21 protein-coding genes are annotated in these 19218 nt (G+C 61.7%); 10 read left to right on the top strand and 11 right to left on the bottom strand.

The window, feature by feature from the left end; genetic code table 11:
* Position 1 precedes the first annotated feature (1 nt).
* Both BFQ00_RS16490 and BFQ00_RS16495 read left to right on the top strand, forming a co-directional pair.
* On the top strand, positions 2–922 hold the full coding sequence (locus BFQ00_RS16490; protein ID WP_065934133.1) for a LysR substrate-binding domain-containing protein: 921 nt from the start codon (positions 2–4) through the stop codon (positions 920–922).
* A 177-nt stretch (positions 923–1099) separates the two neighbouring features.
* Positions 1100–3076, top strand: a complete 1977-nt coding sequence (locus tag BFQ00_RS16495; protein ID WP_065934134.1) for a methyl-accepting chemotaxis protein — start codon at positions 1100–1102, stop codon at positions 3074–3076.
* A 5-nt stretch (positions 3077–3081) separates the two neighbouring features.
* Here the strand turns inward: BFQ00_RS16495 and BFQ00_RS16500 are convergent, their stop codons facing one another.
* Complete coding sequence (locus tag BFQ00_RS16500) at positions 3082–4578, bottom strand: YifB family Mg chelatase-like AAA ATPase (protein ID WP_065934135.1); 1497 nt, start codon at positions 4576–4578, stop codon at positions 3082–3084.
* Between the two features lie 279 nt (positions 4579–4857).
* Positions 4858–5121 (bottom strand): accessory factor UbiK family protein, encoded by a 264-nt coding sequence (locus BFQ00_RS16505; protein ID WP_003195432.1) that lies wholly within the window; start codon positions 5119–5121, stop codon positions 4858–4860.
* A gap of 420 nt (positions 5122–5541) precedes the next feature.
* Between BFQ00_RS16505 and glnK the strand changes: the two genes are divergently transcribed.
* The 4 genes from glnK to sutA all read left to right on the top strand — a co-directional run bounded on the left by glnK (position 5542) and on the right by sutA (position 8327).
* On the top strand, positions 5542–5880 hold the full coding sequence (gene glnK / locus BFQ00_RS16510) for a P-II family nitrogen regulator (RefSeq protein ID WP_002555808.1): 339 nt from the start codon (positions 5542–5544) through the stop codon (positions 5878–5880).
* A gap of 35 nt (positions 5881–5915) precedes the next feature.
* Complete coding sequence (locus tag BFQ00_RS16515; RefSeq protein ID WP_065886966.1) at positions 5916–7256, top strand: ammonium transporter; 1341 nt, start codon at positions 5916–5918, stop codon at positions 7254–7256.
* 210 nt (positions 7257–7466) lie between these two features.
* Positions 7467–7892 (top strand): secondary thiamine-phosphate synthase enzyme YjbQ, encoded by a 426-nt coding sequence (locus BFQ00_RS16520; RefSeq protein ID WP_065886967.1) that lies wholly within the window; start codon positions 7467–7469, stop codon positions 7890–7892.
* Between the two features lie 102 nt (positions 7893–7994).
* Positions 7995–8327, top strand: a complete 333-nt coding sequence (sutA, locus tag BFQ00_RS16525; protein ID WP_065934136.1) for a transcriptional regulator SutA — start codon at positions 7995–7997, stop codon at positions 8325–8327.
* A 393-nt stretch (positions 8328–8720) separates the two neighbouring features.
* Here sutA and BFQ00_RS16530 read toward each other — a convergent pair whose 3' ends face one another.
* From BFQ00_RS16530 to BFQ00_RS28270, 6 genes are read right to left on the bottom strand one after another with little or no spacing between them, the layout of a single operon-like run.
* On the bottom strand, positions 8721–9416 hold the full coding sequence (locus tag BFQ00_RS16530) for an HAD family hydrolase (protein WP_065934137.1): 696 nt from the start codon (positions 9414–9416) through the stop codon (positions 8721–8723).
* A complete protein-coding gene (xerC, locus tag BFQ00_RS16535) occupies positions 9413–10312 on the bottom strand; it encodes a tyrosine recombinase XerC (RefSeq protein ID WP_065934138.1) in 900 nt (299 codons plus the stop codon). The genes BFQ00_RS16530 and xerC overlap by 4 nt, the downstream gene beginning before the upstream one ends.
* A 2-nt stretch (positions 10313–10314) precedes the next feature.
* Complete coding sequence (locus BFQ00_RS16540) at positions 10315–11031, bottom strand: DUF484 family protein (RefSeq protein WP_065886971.1); 717 nt, start codon at positions 11029–11031, stop codon at positions 10315–10317.
* 13 nt (positions 11032–11044) lie between these two features.
* Positions 11045–11875, bottom strand: coding sequence for a diaminopimelate epimerase (gene dapF / locus BFQ00_RS16545; protein ID WP_057723342.1), 831 nt, complete (start codon positions 11873–11875; stop codon positions 11045–11047).
* A gap of 3 nt (positions 11876–11878) precedes the next feature.
* Entirely contained in the window at positions 11879–13126 is a 1248-nt protein-coding gene (gene lysA, locus BFQ00_RS16550; protein WP_065934139.1) for a diaminopimelate decarboxylase, read from the bottom strand.
* Between the two features lie 9 nt (positions 13127–13135).
* Positions 13136–13303 (bottom strand): LPS translocon maturation chaperone LptM, encoded by a 168-nt coding sequence (locus tag BFQ00_RS28270; protein ID WP_003195417.1) that lies wholly within the window; start codon positions 13301–13303, stop codon positions 13136–13138.
* 238 nt (positions 13304–13541) lie between these two features.
* Here BFQ00_RS28270 and cyaY point away from each other — a divergent pair, with 238 nt between their 5' ends.
* From cyaY to rnk, 3 genes are all read left to right on the top strand, one after another.
* Complete coding sequence (gene cyaY, locus BFQ00_RS16555; RefSeq protein ID WP_065886973.1) at positions 13542–13874, top strand: iron donor protein CyaY; 333 nt, start codon at positions 13542–13544, stop codon at positions 13872–13874.
* Positions 13875–13876: 2 nt separating this feature from the next.
* Entirely contained in the window at positions 13877–14095 is a 219-nt protein-coding gene (locus tag BFQ00_RS16560) for a DUF1289 domain-containing protein (RefSeq protein WP_065934329.1), read from the top strand.
* Between the two features lie 131 nt (positions 14096–14226).
* Positions 14227–14640: a nucleoside diphosphate kinase regulator gene (rnk, locus tag BFQ00_RS16565; protein WP_065886974.1), complete on the top strand. Its 414-nt coding sequence runs from the start codon at positions 14227–14229 to the stop codon at positions 14638–14640.
* Here rnk and BFQ00_RS16570 read toward each other — a convergent pair.
* From BFQ00_RS16570 to BFQ00_RS16580, 3 genes are all read right to left on the bottom strand, one after another.
* Positions 14637–17477, bottom strand: coding sequence for a class I adenylate cyclase (locus BFQ00_RS16570; RefSeq protein ID WP_065934140.1), 2841 nt, complete (start codon positions 17475–17477; stop codon positions 14637–14639). The two genes, rnk and BFQ00_RS16570, sit on opposite strands and share 4 nt — an antisense overlap.
* Before the next feature lie 168 nt (positions 17478–17645).
* On the bottom strand, positions 17646–17900 hold the full coding sequence (locus tag BFQ00_RS16575) for a TIGR02647 family protein (protein ID WP_065886976.1): 255 nt from the start codon (positions 17898–17900) through the stop codon (positions 17646–17648).
* A gap of 95 nt (positions 17901–17995) precedes the next feature.
* Entirely contained in the window at positions 17996–18280 is a 285-nt protein-coding gene (locus BFQ00_RS16580; protein WP_065934141.1) for a hypothetical protein, read from the bottom strand.
* 125 nt (positions 18281–18405) lie between these two features.
* On the opposite strand from BFQ00_RS16580, the gene BFQ00_RS16585 reads away from it, so the two are divergent.
* A complete protein-coding gene (locus BFQ00_RS16585; RefSeq protein WP_065934142.1) occupies positions 18406–19065 on the top strand; it encodes a glutathione S-transferase family protein in 660 nt (219 codons plus the stop codon).
* Positions 19066–19218: the final 153 nt, after the last annotated feature.

Genomic DNA, 19218 nt, shown 5'->3' on the forward strand with positions numbered 1-19218 from the left:
AATGTCTCGTCGTCTTCCCCCGCTTTATGCCCTGCGGGCATTCGAGGCCGCGTCCCGTCACCACTCCTTCACCCGCGCGGCGCAGGAGTTGTCGATTACCCAGAGTGCGGTCAGCCGGCATATTCGTACCCTCGAAGAGCATTTCGCCTGCCGGCTGTTCCAGCGCAGCGGCCGTACCTTGCAACTCACGGAGGCGGCGCGCTTGTTGCTGCCCGGCGTGCGCGAAGGCTTCGCCGCCCTGGAGCGCGCCTGCCATACCCTGAACGCCGAAGATGACATCTTGCGCATGAAAGCACCGTCCACCCTGACCATGCGCTGGCTGCTGGCGCGGTTGAGTCGCTTTCGGGCGCTGCAGCCGGGCAATGAGGTGCAGCTCACCAGTGCGTGGATGAGCATTGATGAAGTGGACTTCAATCAGGAACCGTTCGATTGCGCGGTATTGCTCAGTAACGGGCATTTTCCGGCGGACTGGGAGGCCAGCTACCTGTTTGCCGAGATGCTGATTCCGGTGGGCGCGTCCAATCTATTGGATGACGGCCCCTGGGACGTGCAGCGGCTGGCGACGGCCGAACTGCTGCACCCGACACCGGACCGGCGTGACTGGCGTTACTGGCTGGAGCACATGGGGCTGACCTCCCGGGTCTCGCTCAAGGGTGGGCAGGTGTTCGACACGCTGGAGTTGGGCATGATCGCGGCCGCGCGCGGCTATGGCGTGTCCATGGGAGACCTGTTGATGGTGGCCGAGGACGTCGCCCAGAAACGCTTGAGCCTGCCGTGGCCAACGGCCGTCGCCAGCGGGGAAAGTTATTACCTGGTGTGGCCGAAAACCCGCCCCGGGGGTGAGCGCTTGCGGCGCCTGGCGGAGTTTCTGCAGAGCGAGGTGCAGGCGATGGTCTTGCCCGCGGTGACTCGCCTCGAATGAAGGGGTTGGCCTATGCACGGCAATCGTTTGCGTCATACCTCTATGAATCGCTCAAGTATTGTGAAACCGCGCCGAAGTAGGTGTGCTGGACCAATCTTGCCCCACGTTTCCCACTAGATAATTCGCCGAGCAGCGCTAAGAGATCAGGATGATCCTGGCCTCGGCTCAGGAGCTGTCATGTCTCAACCTCGCGCTCGGATCGCTTCCCAGTTAGGCCTCGCATTAGCCGTGATTCTGGCGGTCGTCATCAGCGGCAGTACCGTCTTCGCACTACGCTCGCTCGATACCGCCAACCTCGCGACCCGCGAGGAGCACCTGGCCAGCGAGGCGCGTTTGCTCGCCGACCAGCTCAATACCTTCCACAGCACCTTGCGCGAGAGCACTCAGCGTTTGAGCGGGCTGTTTGAAAAGCGCTTCGGCGCCGGTTTGAGCGTGCGTGCGGACCAGCCTGTCGCCGTGGCCGGTGTACAAACCCCAAGCCTGTACCTGGGCAGCGAGTTGCTGAACAACAACTTCGGCGAAGTGGACGAATTCAAGGACATGTCCGGCGGCGTGGCCACGGTGTTCGTGCGCAGCGGCGATGACTTCATCCGTATCAGCACCTCCCTGACCAAGCAGGATGGCAACCGCGCCATCGGCACCGTGCTGGATCGCCAGGGCCCGGCCTACCAGCGTGTGTTCAACGGGCAGGCCTATATCGGCCGGGCCGTGTTGTTCGATCGCTCCTATATGACCCAGTACAGCCCGGTGCGTGATGCCAGCGGAAAAGTCATCGCGGTATTGTTCATCGGGTTCGACTACACCGACGAACAGAAAGCCCAGTTCGACAACCTCAAGCGTTTCCGTATCGGCCAGACCGGTTCCTTGTCGCTGCTGGATGAGCAGAAGCACTGGTTGGTGCCGCCGGCCGGTGTACAGGCCTTGGATCAAGCGGTCGCCGTGATGCTCGACTTGGCGAAGAAACCCGGTGAAGGCCGCTTCTGGAGTGACAAAAACGAAGATTTCTACAGCGTATCGGTCCCCTTCGAGGGCGGCCCTTGGGCGGTCGTGGCAAGTATGCCCAAGGCCGAGATTCGTGCCGTGACGTGGGACGTGGGCATGCGCCTGGTCATTGGCAGCGTGCTGGCCATGCTGTTGGCTGTGGGGGCCACGGTATGGCTGTTGCGCAGCAAGCTCGCGCCGTTGAGTGACCTGGTGCGTCAGGCTGAAGCGCTCGGCGCAGGTGATCTGAGTGCGCGCCTGAATGTCTCCAGCCATGACGAAATCGGCCAGTTGGCGCGCAGCTTCAACCAGATGGGCGAGGCACTGTCGACCATGGTTTCGCACATCCGCAAGGCGGCTGAAGAGGTCAACAGCCGGGCCCAGGCGCTGTCGGGGTTGTCTGGCGGCGCCTATGAAGGCATGGAGCAGCAGTCCGGCGAAATCACCAGCATGGCCGGCGCGGTGGAAGAATTCAGCGCCACCTCGCTGAATATCGCCGACAACATGGGCAATACCGAGCGTCTGGCCCAGGAAAATGCCCAGCAGACCCGTATCGGGCGTACCTCGATGGAAGAAGCGTCGTCGTCCCTGGAACATATCGCCACCGCGCTGAACAGCACCGCTACGGTGATCAACACCCTGGGCCAGCGTTCCCAGGAAATCGGCGGTATCGTCGGCGTGATTACCTCGATTGCCGAACAGACCAACCTGCTCGCGCTCAATGCCGCCATCGAAGCGGCCCGCGCCGGTGAGCAAGGTCGCGGCTTTGCCGTGGTCGCAGACGAAGTGCGCAACCTGGCCTCGCGCACCCGCCAGGCCACCGATGAAATTTCCGTAATGATCCAGAGCATCCAGCAGGAAACCGGCAATGCCATCAGTACCATGGAGCACGGCAACGTGCTGATGCAGGAAGGCCTGTCGCGCAACGCGGATGTGGCCTCGGCCCTGGCGCGCATCGACGAACAGAGCCGCTCGGCCGGTCAGCAGTTCGCCGCAATCACCACCGCCACCCAGGAACAGAGCAGCACTGCGACGTTGCTCAGCAGTAATTTGCAGAGCATCGCACTGGCCAACAGCGAGCAGCGTGAAGTGGTGTCGAACCTGGCGATCACCGCCAAAGAGCTGGAAACCCTGGCGGCGGGCTTGCGGCATGAGGTGGATCGCTTCCGCTAAGCCACTCAAGAGCTCGCTGCCGGTCGGTATTGCAAGGCCTCTTGCAAATGGTGGCGAGCGATGGCGTCTTGTTGTTCCAGGTCCGCCAACGTACGCGCCACCTTGAGCAAGCGATGAGCCGCGCGCAACGACAGCGTCAGCCGCTCGCAGGCGTTCTCCAGCCAGCCTTCGTCTACCTTCGCCAGCGTGCAGTACTCGCGCAGCCCCGGCAGGTCGAGGAAGGCATTGGCGCAGCCCTGGCGTCGTTGCTGGCGTTCCCGTGCGTCGGCCACCAAGGCGGCCGTTTTCGCGGTGGTGTCATGGGTCTGTTGTGCCGGGCTCAGCGCCGTGGCTTCCCGCGCCACCGTCAGGTGCAGGTCGATCCGGTCCAGCAACGGCCCCGAGAGCTTGTTGCGATAGCGCTGTATCTGTTCCGGCGTACACCGGCAACGGCCGCTGGGTTCGCCCATATAACCGCACGGGCAGGGGTTCATCGCCGCGACCAGTTGAAAGCGCGCCGGGAAGCTCACCCGGTCACGGGCGCGGGAAATCACGATATGTCCCGACTCCAGTGGCTCGCGCAGGACCTCCAGCACCTTGCGGTCAAATTCCGGCAATTCATCCAGGAACAACACGCCGTGGTGGGCCAGGGTGATTTCCCCCGGTTGCGGCTTCGAGCCGCCGCCGACCAGCGCAGGGCCCGAGGCCGAGTGGTGCGGCTGGCGAAACGGCCGGTGCGGCCAATGGCTCAACGGTGCCAGGCTGACCACCGATTGAATCGCCGCGACTTCCAGCGCTTCCTGCTCACTGAGCGGTGGCAGCAACCCCGGCAGGCGGCTCGCGAGCAGCGTCTTGCCGGTGCCGGGCGGGCCGCTGAGCAGCAGGTTATGCGCCCCCGCCGCCGCGATCAGCAACGCTCGCTTGGCAGCCATTTGGCCCTGGACTTCGCTGAGGTCCGGGTAAGGTTTGTTCAGGTACAACAGGCCGTCCGACCGGTAGGGCTCGATCGGCACATGCCCATTCAAGTGCGCCACCACCTGTAGCAAGTGATCCACCGCAATCACCGTCAACCCTGACGCCAGGCACGCCTCCTCAGCGTTTGCCCTGGGCACTATCAAGGTGCGCCCGGCCTTGCGCGCCGCCAAAGCGGCCGGCAACACGCCTTTGACCGCGCGTACCTCGCCGGACAGTGCCAACTCCCCCAGGCACTCGACCTCATCGAGCATCAGCGCCGGCACCTGCACGCTGGCCGCCAGGATCCCCAGGGCAATCGCCAGATCAAAACGCCCGCCGTCCTTGGGCAGGTCGGCAGGCGCCAGGTTGAGCGTGATGCGCCGCGCCGGGTACTGCAGGGCCGAGTTGAGAATGGCGCTGCGCACGCGGTCCTTGCTTTCCTTCACCGCAGCTTCCGGCAAGCCCACCAGCGTCAGTGACGGCAACCCATTGGCCATATGCACCTCAACAGTGACGGCGGGGGCTTCGACGCCGACCTGGGCGCGGCTGTGAACGATGGCGAGGGACATGCTCGATCCTTGAATGGTGGGCCGCTTCCTGCGGATTATTCAAGGGTAGACGAGGTGGGAATAAGGATGGCGGGGAGGTTTTACAGAACGTATCCAGGCAACGAAGTGAGGGAGGGGCAAGCCCTGATGCCAAGGCTTTTTGTAGGAGCGAGCTTGCTCGCGAAAAACGTCAACGATAACGCGTGCTTCCTGAATGAACGCGGTGCCTATGAGTTTTTCGCGAGCAAGCTCGCTCCTACAGGGGGCGGCATCAGGGCTTGCCTCCCACACTCATCGGGTTTATTCGGCCGATGGGGGCGTCAGCCGCGCTTCCAGTTCCGCCACCTTCGCCTCCAGGCTCTCCAGCCGTGCACGCGTGCGGGCCAACACCACCATCTGGCTGTCGAATTCTTCACGGCTGACCAGATCGAGCTTGCTGAAGCCACTTTGCAGCAGGGCCTTGAACTGGCTTTCGATTTCGTTGCGGGGCAGCGGGGTGTCGCCGCTGAACAGGCGAGAGGCGTGGCCGCTCAGGGCGTCGAGGAAGTCTTTGGGCGCGAGCATGGGAAATATTCCGGAAAACAGTTGATCGGCAGTGTATCACGCAGCGTCTATAGTCTTTTCATGGCCCGGCACGCACGCTTTTCGCGCATCGGGATGGGCGGTCGCGCACTGTTTTGATGCGCATCGCCGTCGCCGGAGCGCCCCGCAGGTGGGCATAAGTGGGCAAGGGACTGATTTCAGTGATTTTTACGGAGCTGGCAAGGTTTCTGCTTAGACGATCATGACCCATGCACTGATGCAGTCGCTGTGACGAATGCAGTGCGCCGACGGATCAGGGGTACAGGTTTCGTCACCAGTGGTTCGCTGGCGTCGCCACGGTAATACGCAGGCGACGATGCGTTACAAAGCCAGGCACTGCGCTTAGACTTGAGACGGGTTTGTTTTCCTGGGGCAAGTCCACCAATTCGGGAGAGAGTTTTCATGAAGCTAGTCACTGCCATCATCAAGCCGTTCAAGTTGGACGACGTACGCGAGTCACTGTCCGAGATCGGCGTGCAGGGCATTACCGTTACTGAGGTCAAGGGCTTCGGTCGGCAGAAGGGTCATACCGAGCTGTATCGCGGCGCGGAATACGTGGTCGATTTCCTGCCGAAGGTGAAGATTGATGTCGCCATTGACGACAAGGATCTTGACCGGGTTATCGAGGCGATAACCAAGGCCGCCAACACCGGCAAGATCGGTGACGGCAAGATCTTCGTGGTCAATCTGGAACAGGCTATCCGCATTCGTACCGGCGAAACCGATACCGACGCAATCTAAGCCGCCAAACCCCAACGCCCCAGGAGAAAAACACTATGACTCTGCGTAAATTCGCAGGGCTCGGAGCCCTGTTGTCCATCGTAATGCCAAGCCTTGCCATGGCGGCGGACGAAGTGGCGGCTCCAGTCCTCAACTCCGGCGATACCGCCTGGATGCTGACCGCCACCGCACTGGTGCTGTTCATGACCATTCCTGGCCTGGCGCTGTTCTACGGCGGTATGGTCCGCTCCAAAAATATCCTGTCGGTGATGATGCAGTGCTTCGCCATCACTGGCCTGATCAGCATCCTGTGGGTTGTCTACGGCTACAGCATTGCGTTCGATACCACCGGTATGGAACAGGGCGTCGTCAACTTCAACTCCTTCTTCGGCGGCATGGGCAAGGCATTCCTGGCGGGCGTCACTCCGGCCAGCATCACCGGGCCTGCGGCGCTGTTCCCGGAAGCGGTGTTCATCACCTTCCAGATGACGTTCGCCATCATCACTCCGGCGCTGATCGTCGGTGCATTCGCCGAGCGCATGAAGTTTTCCGCGATGCTGATCTTCATGGCCATCTGGTTCACCCTGGTCTATGCGCCGATTGCGCACATGGTGTGGAGCGGCAACGGCGGCCTGATGTGGGACTGGGGTGTGCTGGATTTCGCCGGTGGCACCGTGGTGCACATCAACGCCGGTGTGGCCGGCCTGGTGGCGTGCATCGTGCTCGGCAAGCGCAAAGGCTTCCCGACCACCCCGATGGCACCGCACAACCTGGGTTACACCTTGATCGGCGCGGCCATGCTGTGGATCGGCTGGTTCGGCTTCAACGCCGGTTCCGCTGCCGCGGCCAACGGCACGGCCGGTATGGCGATGCTGGTCACCCAGATCGCCACTGCCGCCGCTGCGCTGGGCTGGATGTTCGCCGAGTGGATCACCCACGGTAAGCCAAGCGCACTGGGCATCGCCTCGGGCGTAGTGGCCGGCCTTGTCGCAATCACTCCAGCTGCCGGTACCGTGGGCCCGATGGGGGCTCTGGTCATCGGCCTGGCAGCGGGTGTGGTGTGCTTCTTCTGTGCCACTACTCTCAAACGCAAGCTGGGATACGACGACTCCCTGGACGCCTTCGGCGTGCACGGTATTGGCGGTATCCTCGGCGCGATCCTGACCGGCGTGTTCGCGGCTCCATCGATGGGTGGCTTCAATGCCGCTACCACCGACATCGCTGCACAGGTCTGGATCCAGTGCAAAGGGGTCGGCTTCACCGTGATCTACACGGCGATTGTCACCTACGTCATTCTCAAGGTACTGGACATGGTCATGGGCCTGCGGGTCACTGAAGAGGAAGAGGCGGTCGGCCTCGACCTGGCGCAACACAACGAGCGCGGTTACAACTTGTAAATACACGAAAAAAAGATGCCCGGCTTGCCGGGCATTTTTTTGCCTGGCGTTTGTCTTTGACTATAAGTTGCATGGGTTTTCCATCGACTTTGTGGTGCGATCCACACGGCACTTTCAAGGGTGCGAATGTCTTACAGGCATGTGGGCGTATTCGGCACTTTGTTTTTTTCCAGAGCGCGCTAGAATGCGCGCCGATGGGCGGAGAACTGTATGTGGCAACAGACCCTGATTACGCTGCGGGCCAAGCCCCGGGGCTTTCACCTGGTGACCGACGAGTTGCTTGCCGGCCTGCCTGAATTGAAGGCCTGCCGCGTGGGCCTGTTGCATCTGTGGCTGCAGCACACCTCGGCCTCGTTGACGGTCAACGAGAATGCCGATCCGGCGGTCCGCCGCGACTTCGAACGTTTTTTCAACCTGCTGGTGCCGCAAGGCCAGGCGGGATTCGAACACAACGACGAAGGCCCGGATGATCTGCCGGCGCACTTCAAGGCCAGTCTCCTGGGCTGCCAGCTGAGTTTGCCGGTGAAGGCCGGCCGCTTGGCGATGGGGACCTGGCAAGGTGTTTATCTGGGCGAGCACCGTGATCATGGCGGTGCTCGTAAAGTCCTCGCCACCTTGCACGGTGAAGGGGCATAAGCCACTGGTGATCCAGTGGATGTTGATTTTTTTCCAGCGGCCTCGACAGAGGGTAAAGCTGGGCTATAACTAATCTGCTTTTCGCAAGTCATGAGGTAGAACATGAGCGACGATGATCTGGAAAACGACGACCTTGAAGTAGGTGACGAAGAGGACACTGAAGACAGTCTTGAAGTGGCGGCTGATGAGGTTGTTGAAGACCTCGATGACAGTGCTCCCGACGATGCCGCTCCCAAGGCCAAAGGCAAGGCCAAGGCTGCTGTTTCGGTAGACGAGCTGCCCAGCGTTGAGGCCAAGAACAAAGAGCGCGATGCCCTGGCCCGAGCGATGGAAGAATTCCTCGCCAAAGGCGGCAAAGTGGTCGAGGTCGAGCCCAATGTGGTTGCGGATCCACCGAAGAAGCCGGATAACAAGTACGGCAGCCGTCCCATCTGAGGTCAGCTGACTGCTTGTAAGAAGAAGCCCGCCGTCGCTGCGGGTTTTTTCATGCCTGGTGATTTGTTAAAGCCCTTGTGGTGACCCAACTGTGGGAGGGGGCTTGCCCCCGATTGCGGTGTATCAGCCTCCAATTTACTGGCTGACCCACTGCCATCGGGGGCAAGCCCCCTCCCACATTTTGTTCTTTGCGTTGTCGCTATAGCGTTATTGCTTGTAAGAAGAAGCCCGCCGTCGCTGCGGGTTTTTTCATGCCTGGTGATTTACTTGAGCCTTGTGGTGATTCAACTGTGGGAGGGGGCTTGCCCCCGATTGCGGTGTATCAGCCTCCAACTTACTGGCTGACCCACTGCCATCGGGGGCAAGCCCCCTCCCACATTTGGATCTCCAGTGTTACTGCCAATTGCGCAGCAATGCCGGCAACTCCGTCAGGCTGCGAATCTCTGCATCAGGGCGCTTGTCTGCTTCCCATGCCTTGGCGCTGGGGTTAAACCACACCGCTCGTAACCCCGCCTGCTGCGCGCCGGCGATGTCATCCCCGGGATGATCGCCCACATGCACCGCCGCACTGGCGTCCACACCGCCGCGCTGCAACGCTTCCTCAAACAACCGCGCATCCGGCTTGGCGATACCGATGTCTTCAGCGCGCAGGGCAAAGTGGAAGTAGTCCGCCAGGCCTACGCGTTGTACGTCGGCATTGCCGTTGGTGATCACCCCCAGGAGGAAGTGCTGGCGTAGCGCTTTGAGCATCGGTTCGGCTTCGGGAAAGACCGTGAGCTGGTGTCGCGCATGAATGAACGCCTCAAAACACACATCGGCCATCTCTGTCGCTTCGGGCTGCGGATAGCCGGCCTCTTCGAACGCATGCAGCAATACGCGGTGGCGCAGGACGCTGATGCGGTGTTTGAGTTCAGGATGACGTTCCAGCACCTGTTGGCGCAGGCTGGCGAAATGCTCCAGGGGCAAGTCGCCGACCCTGGATGCATTGACCGCCAACCATTCGCGCATTGACGCTTCGGCGCTGATGATGACGGGTACGTTGTCCCAGAGCGTGTCGTCCAGGTCGAAGGTGATCAGCTTGATGCTCATGAGTCGCCGCCCTTGATGCGTTTGGCCCGTGGATGGGCGCTGTCGTACACCGTTGCCAGGTGCTGGAAGTCGAGGTGGGTGTAGATTTGCGTGGTCTTGATATCGGCGTGGCCGAGCAGCTCCTGGACCGCGCGCAGGTCCTGGGATGACTCCAGCATATGGCTGGCAAAAGAGTGCCTGAGCATATGCGGGTGCAGGTTTTGCCCCAGTTCGCGTTCGCCGGCGGCCTTCACGCGCAGCTGAATGGCCCGTGGCCCCAGGCGTCGGCCTTGTTGGCTGATGAATACCGCGTCGTCTTTCGGATTGGCCAGCGCACGTAACGGCAGCCACAGCTGCAGGGCTTCGCGAGCCTTCCTGCCGACGGGCAGCACGCGCGTCTTGCTGCCTTTACCCAGCACCTGCACCAGCCCATCGGCCAGGTCCAGTTGCTCAAGGTTCAGGCCGGTCAGCTCCGACAGGCGCAGGCCCGAGGAGTAGAACAGTTCTAGGATGGCCTGGTCGCGATGGGCAAGGAAGTCATCTTCGAGCGCGCCATCCAGCAGTTGCAGGGCGCGGTCGGTGTCCAGGGTCTTGGGCAGGCGTCGCTCGCCTTTGGGCGGCGACAGGCCGTTAGCCGGGTCGTGGTCGCACAGGCCTTCGCGGTTGAGGTAGTGATAGAGGCCGCGCACCGCTGACAGCAGGCGCGACAGGCTGCGCGAGGACTGGCCTTGCTGGTGCAGCCGTGCGACAAGGCTGCGCAGGCCCTGGATATCCAGGGCTTTCCAGCTGGCAACCTGCTGTTTTTCGCAATAGGCCAGGACCTTGTTCAAGTCCCGCCGGTACGCTTGCAGGGTATGAGGCGACACCTGGCGCTCGTTGCGCAGGTGAGCGCAGTAAGCGTCCAGTTGCCGTTCCATGGCTAGCGCACCGCGCGCAGGGCAGTGGTGAAACGCGGCAGGACGCGGCCCAGCACTTCGGCGATATAGGTCAGGAACAGGGTGCCCACCGAGCTTTTATAGTGCGCCGGATCACGGCTGGCGATGGCCAGTACGCCGTGCAGGCCCTGGTGGCTGAGGGCAACCACGGCGGTAGAGCCGATCTGTTTGCGCTGTTCGGCGCCGAACAGGAAATCCAGTTCATGCTCGCGCAGCGTACCGCTGATGGTCTTGCCTTCCGAAAGCAGGCCGCCGATAGCGGTCTGTGCTTCGCCACCGCTGACCCAGCGACCTACCGGCATCGGGTTGTCGCTGAACAGGATGAGGCTGACAAATGGCACCTGGAAGTCCTGGCGCAGGCTGTCTTCCACCGCCATCACTGTTTCTTCCAGGCTGGCGGCGTCCATCAGGGTCAGGATCAGGCGACGGGTCTTTTCGAACAGGCGATCGTTGTCGCGAGCGACGTCCATCAGGTGCGAAAGGCGGTGGCGCATTTCGATATTGCGCTCGCGCAGGATCTTCATCTGCCGCTCCACCAACGACACGGTATCGCCGCGTTGGTGGGGGATGCGCAAGGCCGGGAGCAGCTCTTCGTGCTCGACGAAGAAGTCCGGATGAGCCTCAAGGTACGCCGCAACCGCAGCGGCCTCCAGGCTTTCACTTGAGGTGACGGGGGCGGGTACTTGAGGCTTATCGGTCATTGGCTTGGCTCACTCATAGACGGACCTGTCCTTCGTATACACGCGTGGCCGGCCCGGTCATCATCACCGGGTGGCCAGGGCCTGCCCATTCGATGGACAAGCGTCCACCCGGCAGGTCGATCAGCAGCGGCGAATCCATCCACCCCTGGCTGATCGCGGCCACGGCGGCGGCGCAGGCGCCGGTGCCGCAGGCCTGGGTTTCGCCGGCGCCGCGTTCCCACACACGCAATTGCGCGCGGGAACGGTCGATCACCTGCAGGAAGCCCACGTTGACCCGCGCCGGAAAGCGCGGGTGATGTTCGATCTTCGGCCCCAGGTCGTGCACGGGGGCATTGTTGATGTCATTGACGCGCAGCACCGCATGGGGATTACCCATGGACACGGCGGCGATATCGACCGTGTTGCCGTCCACGTCCAGCGCATAACTGAGGGCCTGCTCGGGTGCCTGGAACGGGATATCCGCCGGCACCAGGCGCGGCGCGCCCATGTTGACGCTGATCTGGCCGTCACTGCGGATATCCAGCTCGATCACGCCACCCTTGGTCTCGACGCGAATCTGGCGCTTGGCGGTCAAGCGCTTGTCCAGCACAAAGCGCGCGAAGCAGCGCGCACCGTTGCCGCACTGTTCCACTTCGGAGCCGTCGGAGTTGAAGATCCGATAACGGAAATCCACCTCCGGGTTGGTCGGCGCTTCCACCAGCAGCAGTTGGTCGAAGCCGATACCGGTATGGCGGTCGCCCCATTGTTTGGCGTGCTTGGGCAGGATGTGCGCGTGCTGGCTGACCAGGTCGAGAACCATGAAGTCATTGCCCAGTCCGTGCATCTTGGTAAAACGCAGCAGCATGGCTTACTCCGGCAGCGGGCTTTCGCCAGCATACAACTCGGCTACCGTCTCGCGGCGACGCACTTCAAACGCTTGATCACCGTCCACCAGCACCTCGGCGGCGCGGCCGCGAGTGTTGTAGTTGGAACTCATGACAAACCCATAGGCACCGGCCGAATGCACGGCCAGCAGGTCGCCTTCCTCCAGGGCCAGCTGACGATCCTTGGCCAGGAAGTCGCCGGTCTCACAGATCGGGCCGACAATGTCGTACGCGCGCGCCTGGCTGTGGCGCGGCGTCACTGCCGTGACGTTCATCCAGGCCTGGTACAGCGCCGGGCGAATCAGGTCGTTCATCGCCGCGTCGACGATGGCGAAGTCCTTGTGCTCGGTGTGCTTGAGGTACTCGACCTGGGTCAGCAGCACGCCGGCGTTGGCGACGATATAGCGGCCCGGCTCGAACATCAGCGTCAGGTCGCGCCCTTCGATACGCTCGCGCACGGCCTTGATGTAGTCGGCAATCAGCGGCGGCTCTTCATCGCGGTAACGCACGCCCACACCACCACCGAGGTCGATGTGATGCAGGTAGATGCCGCAGTCGCCCAGGCGGTCGATCAGCGCCAGCAGGCGGTCGAGGGCATCCAGGAACGGCGGCAGGGTGGTCAGTTGCGAGCCGATATGGCAGTCGACGCCCAGCACGTCCAGGTTCGGCAATTGCGCGGCGCGGATATACACGTCTTCGGCGTCGGCGATGGCGATGCCGAACTTGTTCTCTTTGAGACCGGTGGATATGTAGGGGTGAGTGCCGGCGTCGACGTCCGGATTGACGCGCAGGGAGATCGGCGCGCGAACGCCCATCTCGGCGGCCACGACCTGCAGGCGCTCCAGTTCGTCGGTGGACTCGATGTTGAAGCAGTGCACGCCCACTGCCAAGGCGCGACGCATGTCTTCGCGGCTCTTGCCGACGCCGGAGAACACGATCTTGTCGGCCTGGCCGCCAGCGGCCAATACCCGTTCCAGCTCGCCACGGGACACAATGTCGAAACCGGCGCCAAGGCGCGCCAGGACATTGAGCACGCCCAGGTTGGAGTTGGCTTTGACCGCGTAGCACACCAGATGCGGCACGCCTTCGAGCGAGTCGGTGAACGAGCGGTATTGCGCTTCGATATGGGCGCGCGAATACACATAGGTCGGGGTGCCAAAGCGCTGGGCAATCGCGGACAGCGCCACGCCTTCCGCGAACAGCTCGCCGTCCCGGTAGTTAAAAGCGTCCATGGGGATCCCTTAGTAAGTGTCGTGCTTGTGCGCTTTGGACGGCTTTTGCGACGACTGCGCCTGTTCGTTCGGGTCTTTGCTGTCGTCAGGCAGGTACAGCGGTCCTTTCTGACCACAGGCACTGACGAGGCAAGCAACCGCGACGAGCGCAGCAAGGGAAGAGATCAGGCGCTTCATGGCGAAATCCTTGAATATGCATTAATTGCGCCCGAGTATACCGACCACCCGCCAGCTTGCCTATGCGCTGGAATACCCGTCCGGCGGGGGTTTGCCGAGATAGTCGGGAAGCGGGCTACGTTGGTTGAGGATATTTCATACCGCCATCTATGATGAAATCGGTATCCTTTGCAATCGGCGGGGCGCGTCCGTATCGTGCGGCGCTTGAGCAAAACCAGACACTTTCGAGGTTGCCACAATGAGTTTGACCGAAGCCCGTTTTCACGACCTGGTGGATGCGACCCAGCAGGCGCTGGAAGATATTTTCGACGACAGCGGTTTGGACGTGGACCTGGAAAACTCGGCCGGCGTGCTGACGGTCAAGTTCGAAAACGGCACTCAGTTGATCTTCAGCCGTCAGGAACCGTTGCGGCAGTTGTGGCTGGCGGCACGTTCCGGTGGTTTTCACTTCGACTACAACGAAGAAGACAACAATTGGCAATGCGATAGCAGCGATGAGCTGCTCAGCGAGATGCTGGCGCGTCTGGTTCTGGAACAATCCGGCGCCGAGCTGGATTTCGACGAGATTTGACCGTGAGCCAGTCCGCACCCGTTCGCCCGCCCAAGCCGCTGTTCAGCAATGTCAGCCCGGCGGTGCCGTCACCTTGTATCAGTTTATGTCGCCTGGACGAGCAGAAAGTCTGCCTCGGCTGTTTCCGCCATGTGGAAGACATCCGCGAATGGCGCTCCGCCGACGATGAGCGGCGCCGGGTGATCTGTGCCGAGGCCGAGCAGCGCCGAGCCCAGGCCTGAAGTCGTCTTGTTTATTTGTGACGCTGTGGTAGTGTCCGGTTACGCCTCAACTCATCGAGGCCCGTGAGAACCCCGCCTTTTCCTGGCGGGGTTTTGCTTTTTTGTGCAGAAAAAAGGAGTCTGCCTGAATCATGACCACCGCACCGTCCATCATTCTCACCCGTCTTGACGTGCAGCGTCTGGAGCAACTGATCGACCGCCTGGGCGACGAGTTTCCCGGTGTCGAAGCGTTGCAACACGAACTCGACCGCGCCGAAGAAGTGGTTGGCCACGATGAGGTGCCTGCGGGTGTCGTGACCATGAACTCCAGCGTGCATTGCCGTGAGCAAGGCAGCGGCAAGGATTACCACCTGACCCTGGTTTACCCGAAAGACGCGAACGCCGATGAAGGCAAGATCTCGATCCTGGCACCGGTGGGCAGCGCGTTGCTCGGCCTGCAAGTGGGCCAGCATATTGACTGGCCCGCACCGGGCGGCAAGACCCTCAAGCTTGAGTTGCTGAGTGTCGAAGGCCAGCCCAGGGATGGCGGCGCCTTTGCGCTTTAAATCTGGTTCAGCGCCTGATTGAGCGCGAGCTCAAGCTCCGCCTTGTAGCGCAGGTACAGATTGCTCGGGCTTTGCACGTCGCCAAGCAGGCCCGACAGATCCAGATCGGTGATGTAGCAACGGTAACGCTCGGGCTCCCGGCGCTGCCCGACGATTTCCCGGGCGACCACCGCAAACAGCTGGTCGCCAAACTCCAATTCGGAAAATTCCCGCTGATTGCAGTACAGCGTGATACCCACCTGGCCGGGCGCCGCCCTGGCGATAATCGCCTGCACGTCATAGAACGGCTGGTTGGCGCGGTTTTGCGGAGCCGGCCTTGGCTCGACGAGACGAGCGCGGGCATTGCCCGACGGCATCAGTTGGTAATACGCGATCTGCACTTCGCCCAGCGGCTGTTGGGTGTCCAGAGCCGATAGTGCTTCGCGGCGATAGATTATCGAGAGCAGGAAACGCTGCAGCGGTGCCAGCAGGCTTTGCTCATCATGGAACGGCAAACGCTGCTGCCAGAGCGCATTGAACTCGTCGAGCACATACAGTTCGGCAAATTCTTCATGGACCCGGTAGAACACCTGTATGCAATCGGCCGCACCCATGGGCAACAGCAGCGCCAGGTCGTGGTCTTCCAGGGCCATCGCGTCCAGGTGCCAGGGGCTGTAACTGGCCAGCTCTTCGCTGAGGTAGGCGATCAACGCGTCCTGGGTCGGCAGCGGTACATGGGTGGCTTGGCCGGGGATCAACTCCATGACGTGATAGTGCTGCTGCACCTGGAGCAGGTAGCGGTGATTGGCCTGGCCGAGCAGCAGGTTCTGCGCGGTGTCGAATATCTCTTCCACACGCTGGGCAATGAACTGCGCTCGGTTGTGACAGAAGCAACGCACGCGCAACCGTGGCAAATGATCCGACGGCAGTTGGTTGAGGTAGTCGCGCAGGCAGTCGAGCAGCGCATGGGGCCCGTCGTAGCGGCTGACCATCACTTCGTTCCAGCTATTGAGCGTGACCTGGTCCAGGGTCAGTACCAGGTTCTCACGTACGCCGGCATAACTCAGCGAGTCGGTACGCTCGGTGGTCATCAGAATATTCAGGTCACGATGATGCTTGAGCGGGTCGACGCCGACGTTGATCAGCAACAGCACTTCCTCGGGCACCGCCGAGCGTAACAGGCGGGTTTCATCGACGCTGGCCATGGGCAGGGCGATAGTCTGCTGCAGGCTGCCCAGCAGGTTGAACAGCTCGAACTCGGTCATGTCGCTGGCGCCCGGGTGCAGCGCCAGGCGCGTGCTGCTGTCGATCACCCCGTTGCGATGGCACCAGGTAAGCATTTCCAGCAGGTCGCGGCTGCGCTTGATGGGCGCGAAGTGCTCCCATTCCAGGGCGGTGAGGTTGCCGTTATACAGGCCCCAATGGTGCTGGCCGGGCTCCTTGCGGTTGGGTGAATGCACCAGGGTCAAGGTGTCTTCGGCCAGGTCCGGGGCAATGCCGGGGTTGATGAACTCGACCTTGCCGGCCTTGCGTTCAAAGGCTGCGTACAAGCGACGGCCCAGTACATTGAGGTCGCGCCGGTTGATCGGGCTGACGGTCTGTTCCGTGCGGGCGAATTGGGTGAGGAAGCGATAACTGTAGTTCAGCTCGTTGACCAGGGCGCGGCGCTCGGAGGCGACCTGACGCACTTTCCATTGGCTGCGGCTGTCCAGCAGGGCCAGTTGGCGCTGGTCCCAGTCCCATTCATGGGCCAGGCGTTCCAGCAGCAGTCGTTGCCAACTGGCAATGCGCTGGCCGGCGCTGAGCTTGCGGTTGACCTTCAGGTACAGGCTGCGCCGTACCAGTTCCAGGCGCTCCGGTTCATTGCGGGCCTTGAGGTATTCCTCGATGCGGCGGTAGACCACGATGTAAGGGTCCAGCTCATCCAGGTCCATCTGATTGGCAAACACCGCGCGCTTGAAACGCAGGCTCAGGCATTGCACGTTGGGGTGCTCGCTGGCGTAGACCTCGGTCAGCAGCAGCTTGAGCACCGATTTATAGGGCGATTCGATGCCCTTGAACAATTGCCACAGCCCGGCACCGATGAACTCCCCTGGGGGGATGTGCGCCAGATGGCCGAGATCCAGGGTTTCGTCGGCGCGGATGAAACGTTTGGTGAGCAGCGCGTGGGTGAACTCGGCGTAGCGGCTTTCTTCATACACCGGCACCAGCCACCAGATCGGCGTGCGCCCGGCCAGCCAGATTGCGGTGCGGTAGAACTCATCCAGCAGCAGGTAGTGCTGAGTGGTCCCGCAATCGTCGGAGCTCAGTTGCGTGTCCCGTTCACCGAGCACAAAGCGTGTCGGTTCAATCAGGAAGAAGTGGGCCTCGGCGCCCATGGTCTGGGCCCAGGCTTCCAGCAGTTGGCACTTCTTGCGCAGCTCGACCAACTCGTTGTCACTCAAGTCGGGCGCGTGGCATACCCACACGTCCATATCGCTTTGATCCGCCTGGGCCAGCGTGCCCAGGCTACCCATCAGGAACAGGCCGTGAATGGGCGTTGGCGGGTTGCCGCGACGGGCTTTGTAGGAGAACGAGCGGGTCAGGCGCTGGGCTTCGGTCAGGGCCTGGGTGTCGGGTTCGAAATTCGACAGGCCTGCTGGCGTACTGCCTGATACATAGCCGGGCAGCAGCGGATGGTTCACGTGAAAAAACAGTGGCAACAGCGTCAGCACGCTCTGCTGGCGCGGCGCCAGCCCTTCGATCGCCCGGGCCATACGCCCTTCGTTGAGGGCCATGAAACGCGCGCGCAATTGGGCGAGCACCTTGCGGTCGATGCCTTCGTCCAGGTCGGGGCGGATTTCATGGGTGCGGGTCATGTCGAACTCGGTGGCTCGCAGGGCCCGACGTGGGCGGCCGTGTAGGAGTTTACAGACAGTAGCGTAGGAGTTTTAGAGGAAATGAAGGTTGGCGGCAGAATTTTGTGAGCTGCGCAGCAACGCCCGTGGAATCCGCAGAGCGCGGACTCCATGGGCGGGGATCAGGGGTCAGGCGGCTTCTTTGGTGGAGGCGGTGGTCAAGATAGTCAGCAGGGTCTGGGCTTGCTCGGCGGCGTCCCGGCCAAGGCTGGTCAGGTAGCCTCCGTCCGGTTGGTCGATAAGCCCTTTGGCATGGAGGCGCCTGGCAGCGGCGACGGCGGTGGGAGCGGCGGTCTGATGGACTTTCAGACCCTCCTTGGTGCTGTCCAGGGGGAAGAGTACAAGGATTTCCAGTTCGGCAACCAACTCAGGGGTATACGACATAAGGACTCCAGACTTTCTAAAATTTATTAGAGGCTAGCAGGCCATAAGGTGAACGCACTTTGCCGAACTGTCCAGCGTGTTGCAGCGCGGCCGGATTATTCCTTTTCAGGCGGCAGCTCGGGCAGTGCCCGCAGCGCGGTTTCATACCATTGGGTATCAAAGGCGCGGTCCTCTTCCAGCATCGCGTCGATCTCGAAAGCCAGCACATGGGCCATGAGATTCAGGATCTCTTCTCGCTCATAACCGACCAGCGTCAGCTTGTTGAACGTGGCCTTGGCCGCCGGCGGGTTGTCGCTGTCGATCTGGTTCTCGATGGCCTGGATCAGCGTGCTTTCGGTGAATTCTTCTTCGTCATTGTCGATATCGGTCGGCTCGCTCATGGCAGGCTCCTCAAGGAAAGGGCGCCAGTCTAACGCCATTCAGGCCGCTGATGCTGCTGGCCAGTCCCAGCCTCAGCGTCTATAACGCTTGCAGCCAACCCCGCACCCGGCCTGGAGGCTTTGCGATGCTCAAGCTTTATGGATTTTCGGTCAGTAACTACTACAACATGGTCAAGCTGGCGCTGCTGGAGAAAGGGCTGCCTTTCGAAGAGGTGCCTTTTTACGCAGGAAAAACGCCTGAAGCCCTGGCGGTGAGCCCGCGAGGCAAAGTGCCCGTGCTGGGTGTCGAGCAAGGCTTCATCAACGAAACCAGCGTGATCCTCGAATACCTCGAGCAGACACAGGAAGGGCCTGCGCTGCTGCCAGCCGACCCGTTCCAGCGTGCCCAGGTGCTGGCGTTGTGCCGGGAAATCGAGCTGTATATTGAATTGCCGGCGCGGGCGTGTTTCGCCGAAGCCTTTTTTGGCATGACCGTGCCGGAGGCGATCAAGGAGAAGTCCCGCGCTGAATTGTTGCTGGGGGTCGGTACGTTAGGCCGGCACGGTAAGTTCGCGCCCTATGTGGCGGGAGAGCACTTCACGATTGCCGATCTGTATTTCATGTACAGCTTGAATCTGGCCTGTGGTGTGGGCGAGAAAATGTTCGGGCTGGACCTGCTGGCGCAGTTGCCACAGGCGAAGGCGTTGCTGGGGCGTTTGAACGAGATGCCCAATGCGCAAAAGGTCGAGGCGGACAGGCAGGCGGCGATGCCGGGATTTCTGGCAATGATTGCAGCAAGGAAATAATCAGATGTGGGAGGGGGGCTTCCCCCGATAGCCATACGTATCCACACACCTCCGTAGCACCCAACCGTAACCACGATGCGAAGCGAGCCGCTCTTGATCTTGATCTGCTTTTGATCTCAGGCGCCCCGTTAAACCACGCTGGCCGAACGCAGG

It is taken from the genome of Pseudomonas sp. 28 E 9 (assembly GCF_900004785.1).
Lineage (GTDB): Bacteria > Pseudomonadota > Gammaproteobacteria > Pseudomonadales > Pseudomonadaceae > Aquipseudomonas > Aquipseudomonas orientalis_A.

Coding starts and splice junctions, on each gene's coding strand:
- BFQ00_RS16515 (WP_065886966.1), top strand. CDS start 5,916: ATGACTCTGCGTAAATTCGCAGGGCTCGGAGCCCTGTTGTCCATCGTA.
- BFQ00_RS16575 (WP_065886976.1), bottom strand. CDS start 17,900: ATGTCGTATACCCCTGAGTTGGTTGCCGAACTGGAAATCCTTGTACTC.
- BFQ00_RS16520 (WP_065886967.1), top strand. CDS start 7,467: ATGTGGCAACAGACCCTGATTACGCTGCGGGCCAAGCCCCGGGGCTTT.
- BFQ00_RS16540 (WP_065886971.1), bottom strand. CDS start 11,031: ATGACCGATAAGCCTCAAGTACCCGCCCCCGTCACCTCAAGTGAAAGC.
- cyaY (WP_065886973.1), top strand. CDS start 13,542: ATGAGTTTGACCGAAGCCCGTTTTCACGACCTGGTGGATGCGACCCAG.
- sutA (WP_065934136.1), top strand. CDS start 7,995: ATGAGCGACGATGATCTGGAAAACGACGACCTTGAAGTAGGTGACGAA.
- rnk (WP_065886974.1), top strand. CDS start 14,227: ATGACCACCGCACCGTCCATCATTCTCACCCGTCTTGACGTGCAGCGT.
- lysA (WP_065934139.1), bottom strand. CDS start 13,126: ATGGACGCTTTTAACTACCGGGACGGCGAGCTGTTCGCGGAAGGCGTG.
- xerC (WP_065934138.1), bottom strand. CDS start 10,312: ATGGAACGGCAACTGGACGCTTACTGCGCTCACCTGCGCAACGAGCGC.
- glnK (WP_002555808.1), top strand. CDS start 5,542: ATGAAGCTAGTCACTGCCATCATCAAGCCGTTCAAGTTGGACGACGTA.
- BFQ00_RS16490 (WP_065934133.1), top strand. CDS start 2: ATGTCTCGTCGTCTTCCCCCGCTTTATGCCCTGCGGGCATTCGAGGCC.
- BFQ00_RS16570 (WP_065934140.1), bottom strand. CDS start 17,477: ATGACCCGCACCCATGAAATCCGCCCCGACCTGGACGAAGGCATCGAC.
- BFQ00_RS16505 (WP_003195432.1), bottom strand. CDS start 5,121: ATGCTCGCGCCCAAAGACTTCCTCGACGCCCTGAGCGGCCACGCCTCT.
- BFQ00_RS16500 (WP_065934135.1), bottom strand. CDS start 4,578: ATGTCCCTCGCCATCGTTCACAGCCGCGCCCAGGTCGGCGTCGAAGCC.
- BFQ00_RS16495 (WP_065934134.1), top strand. CDS start 1,100: ATGTCTCAACCTCGCGCTCGGATCGCTTCCCAGTTAGGCCTCGCATTA.
- dapF (WP_057723342.1), bottom strand. CDS start 11,875: ATGCTGCTGCGTTTTACCAAGATGCACGGACTGGGCAATGACTTCATG.
- BFQ00_RS16530 (WP_065934137.1), bottom strand. CDS start 9,416: ATGAGCATCAAGCTGATCACCTTCGACCTGGACGACACGCTCTGGGAC.
- BFQ00_RS16585 (WP_065934142.1), top strand. CDS start 18,406: ATGCTCAAGCTTTATGGATTTTCGGTCAGTAACTACTACAACATGGTC.
- BFQ00_RS16580 (WP_065934141.1), bottom strand. CDS start 18,280: ATGAGCGAGCCGACCGATATCGACAATGACGAAGAAGAATTCACCGAA.
- BFQ00_RS28270 (WP_003195417.1), bottom strand. CDS start 13,303: ATGAAGCGCCTGATCTCTTCCCTTGCTGCGCTCGTCGCGGTTGCTTGC.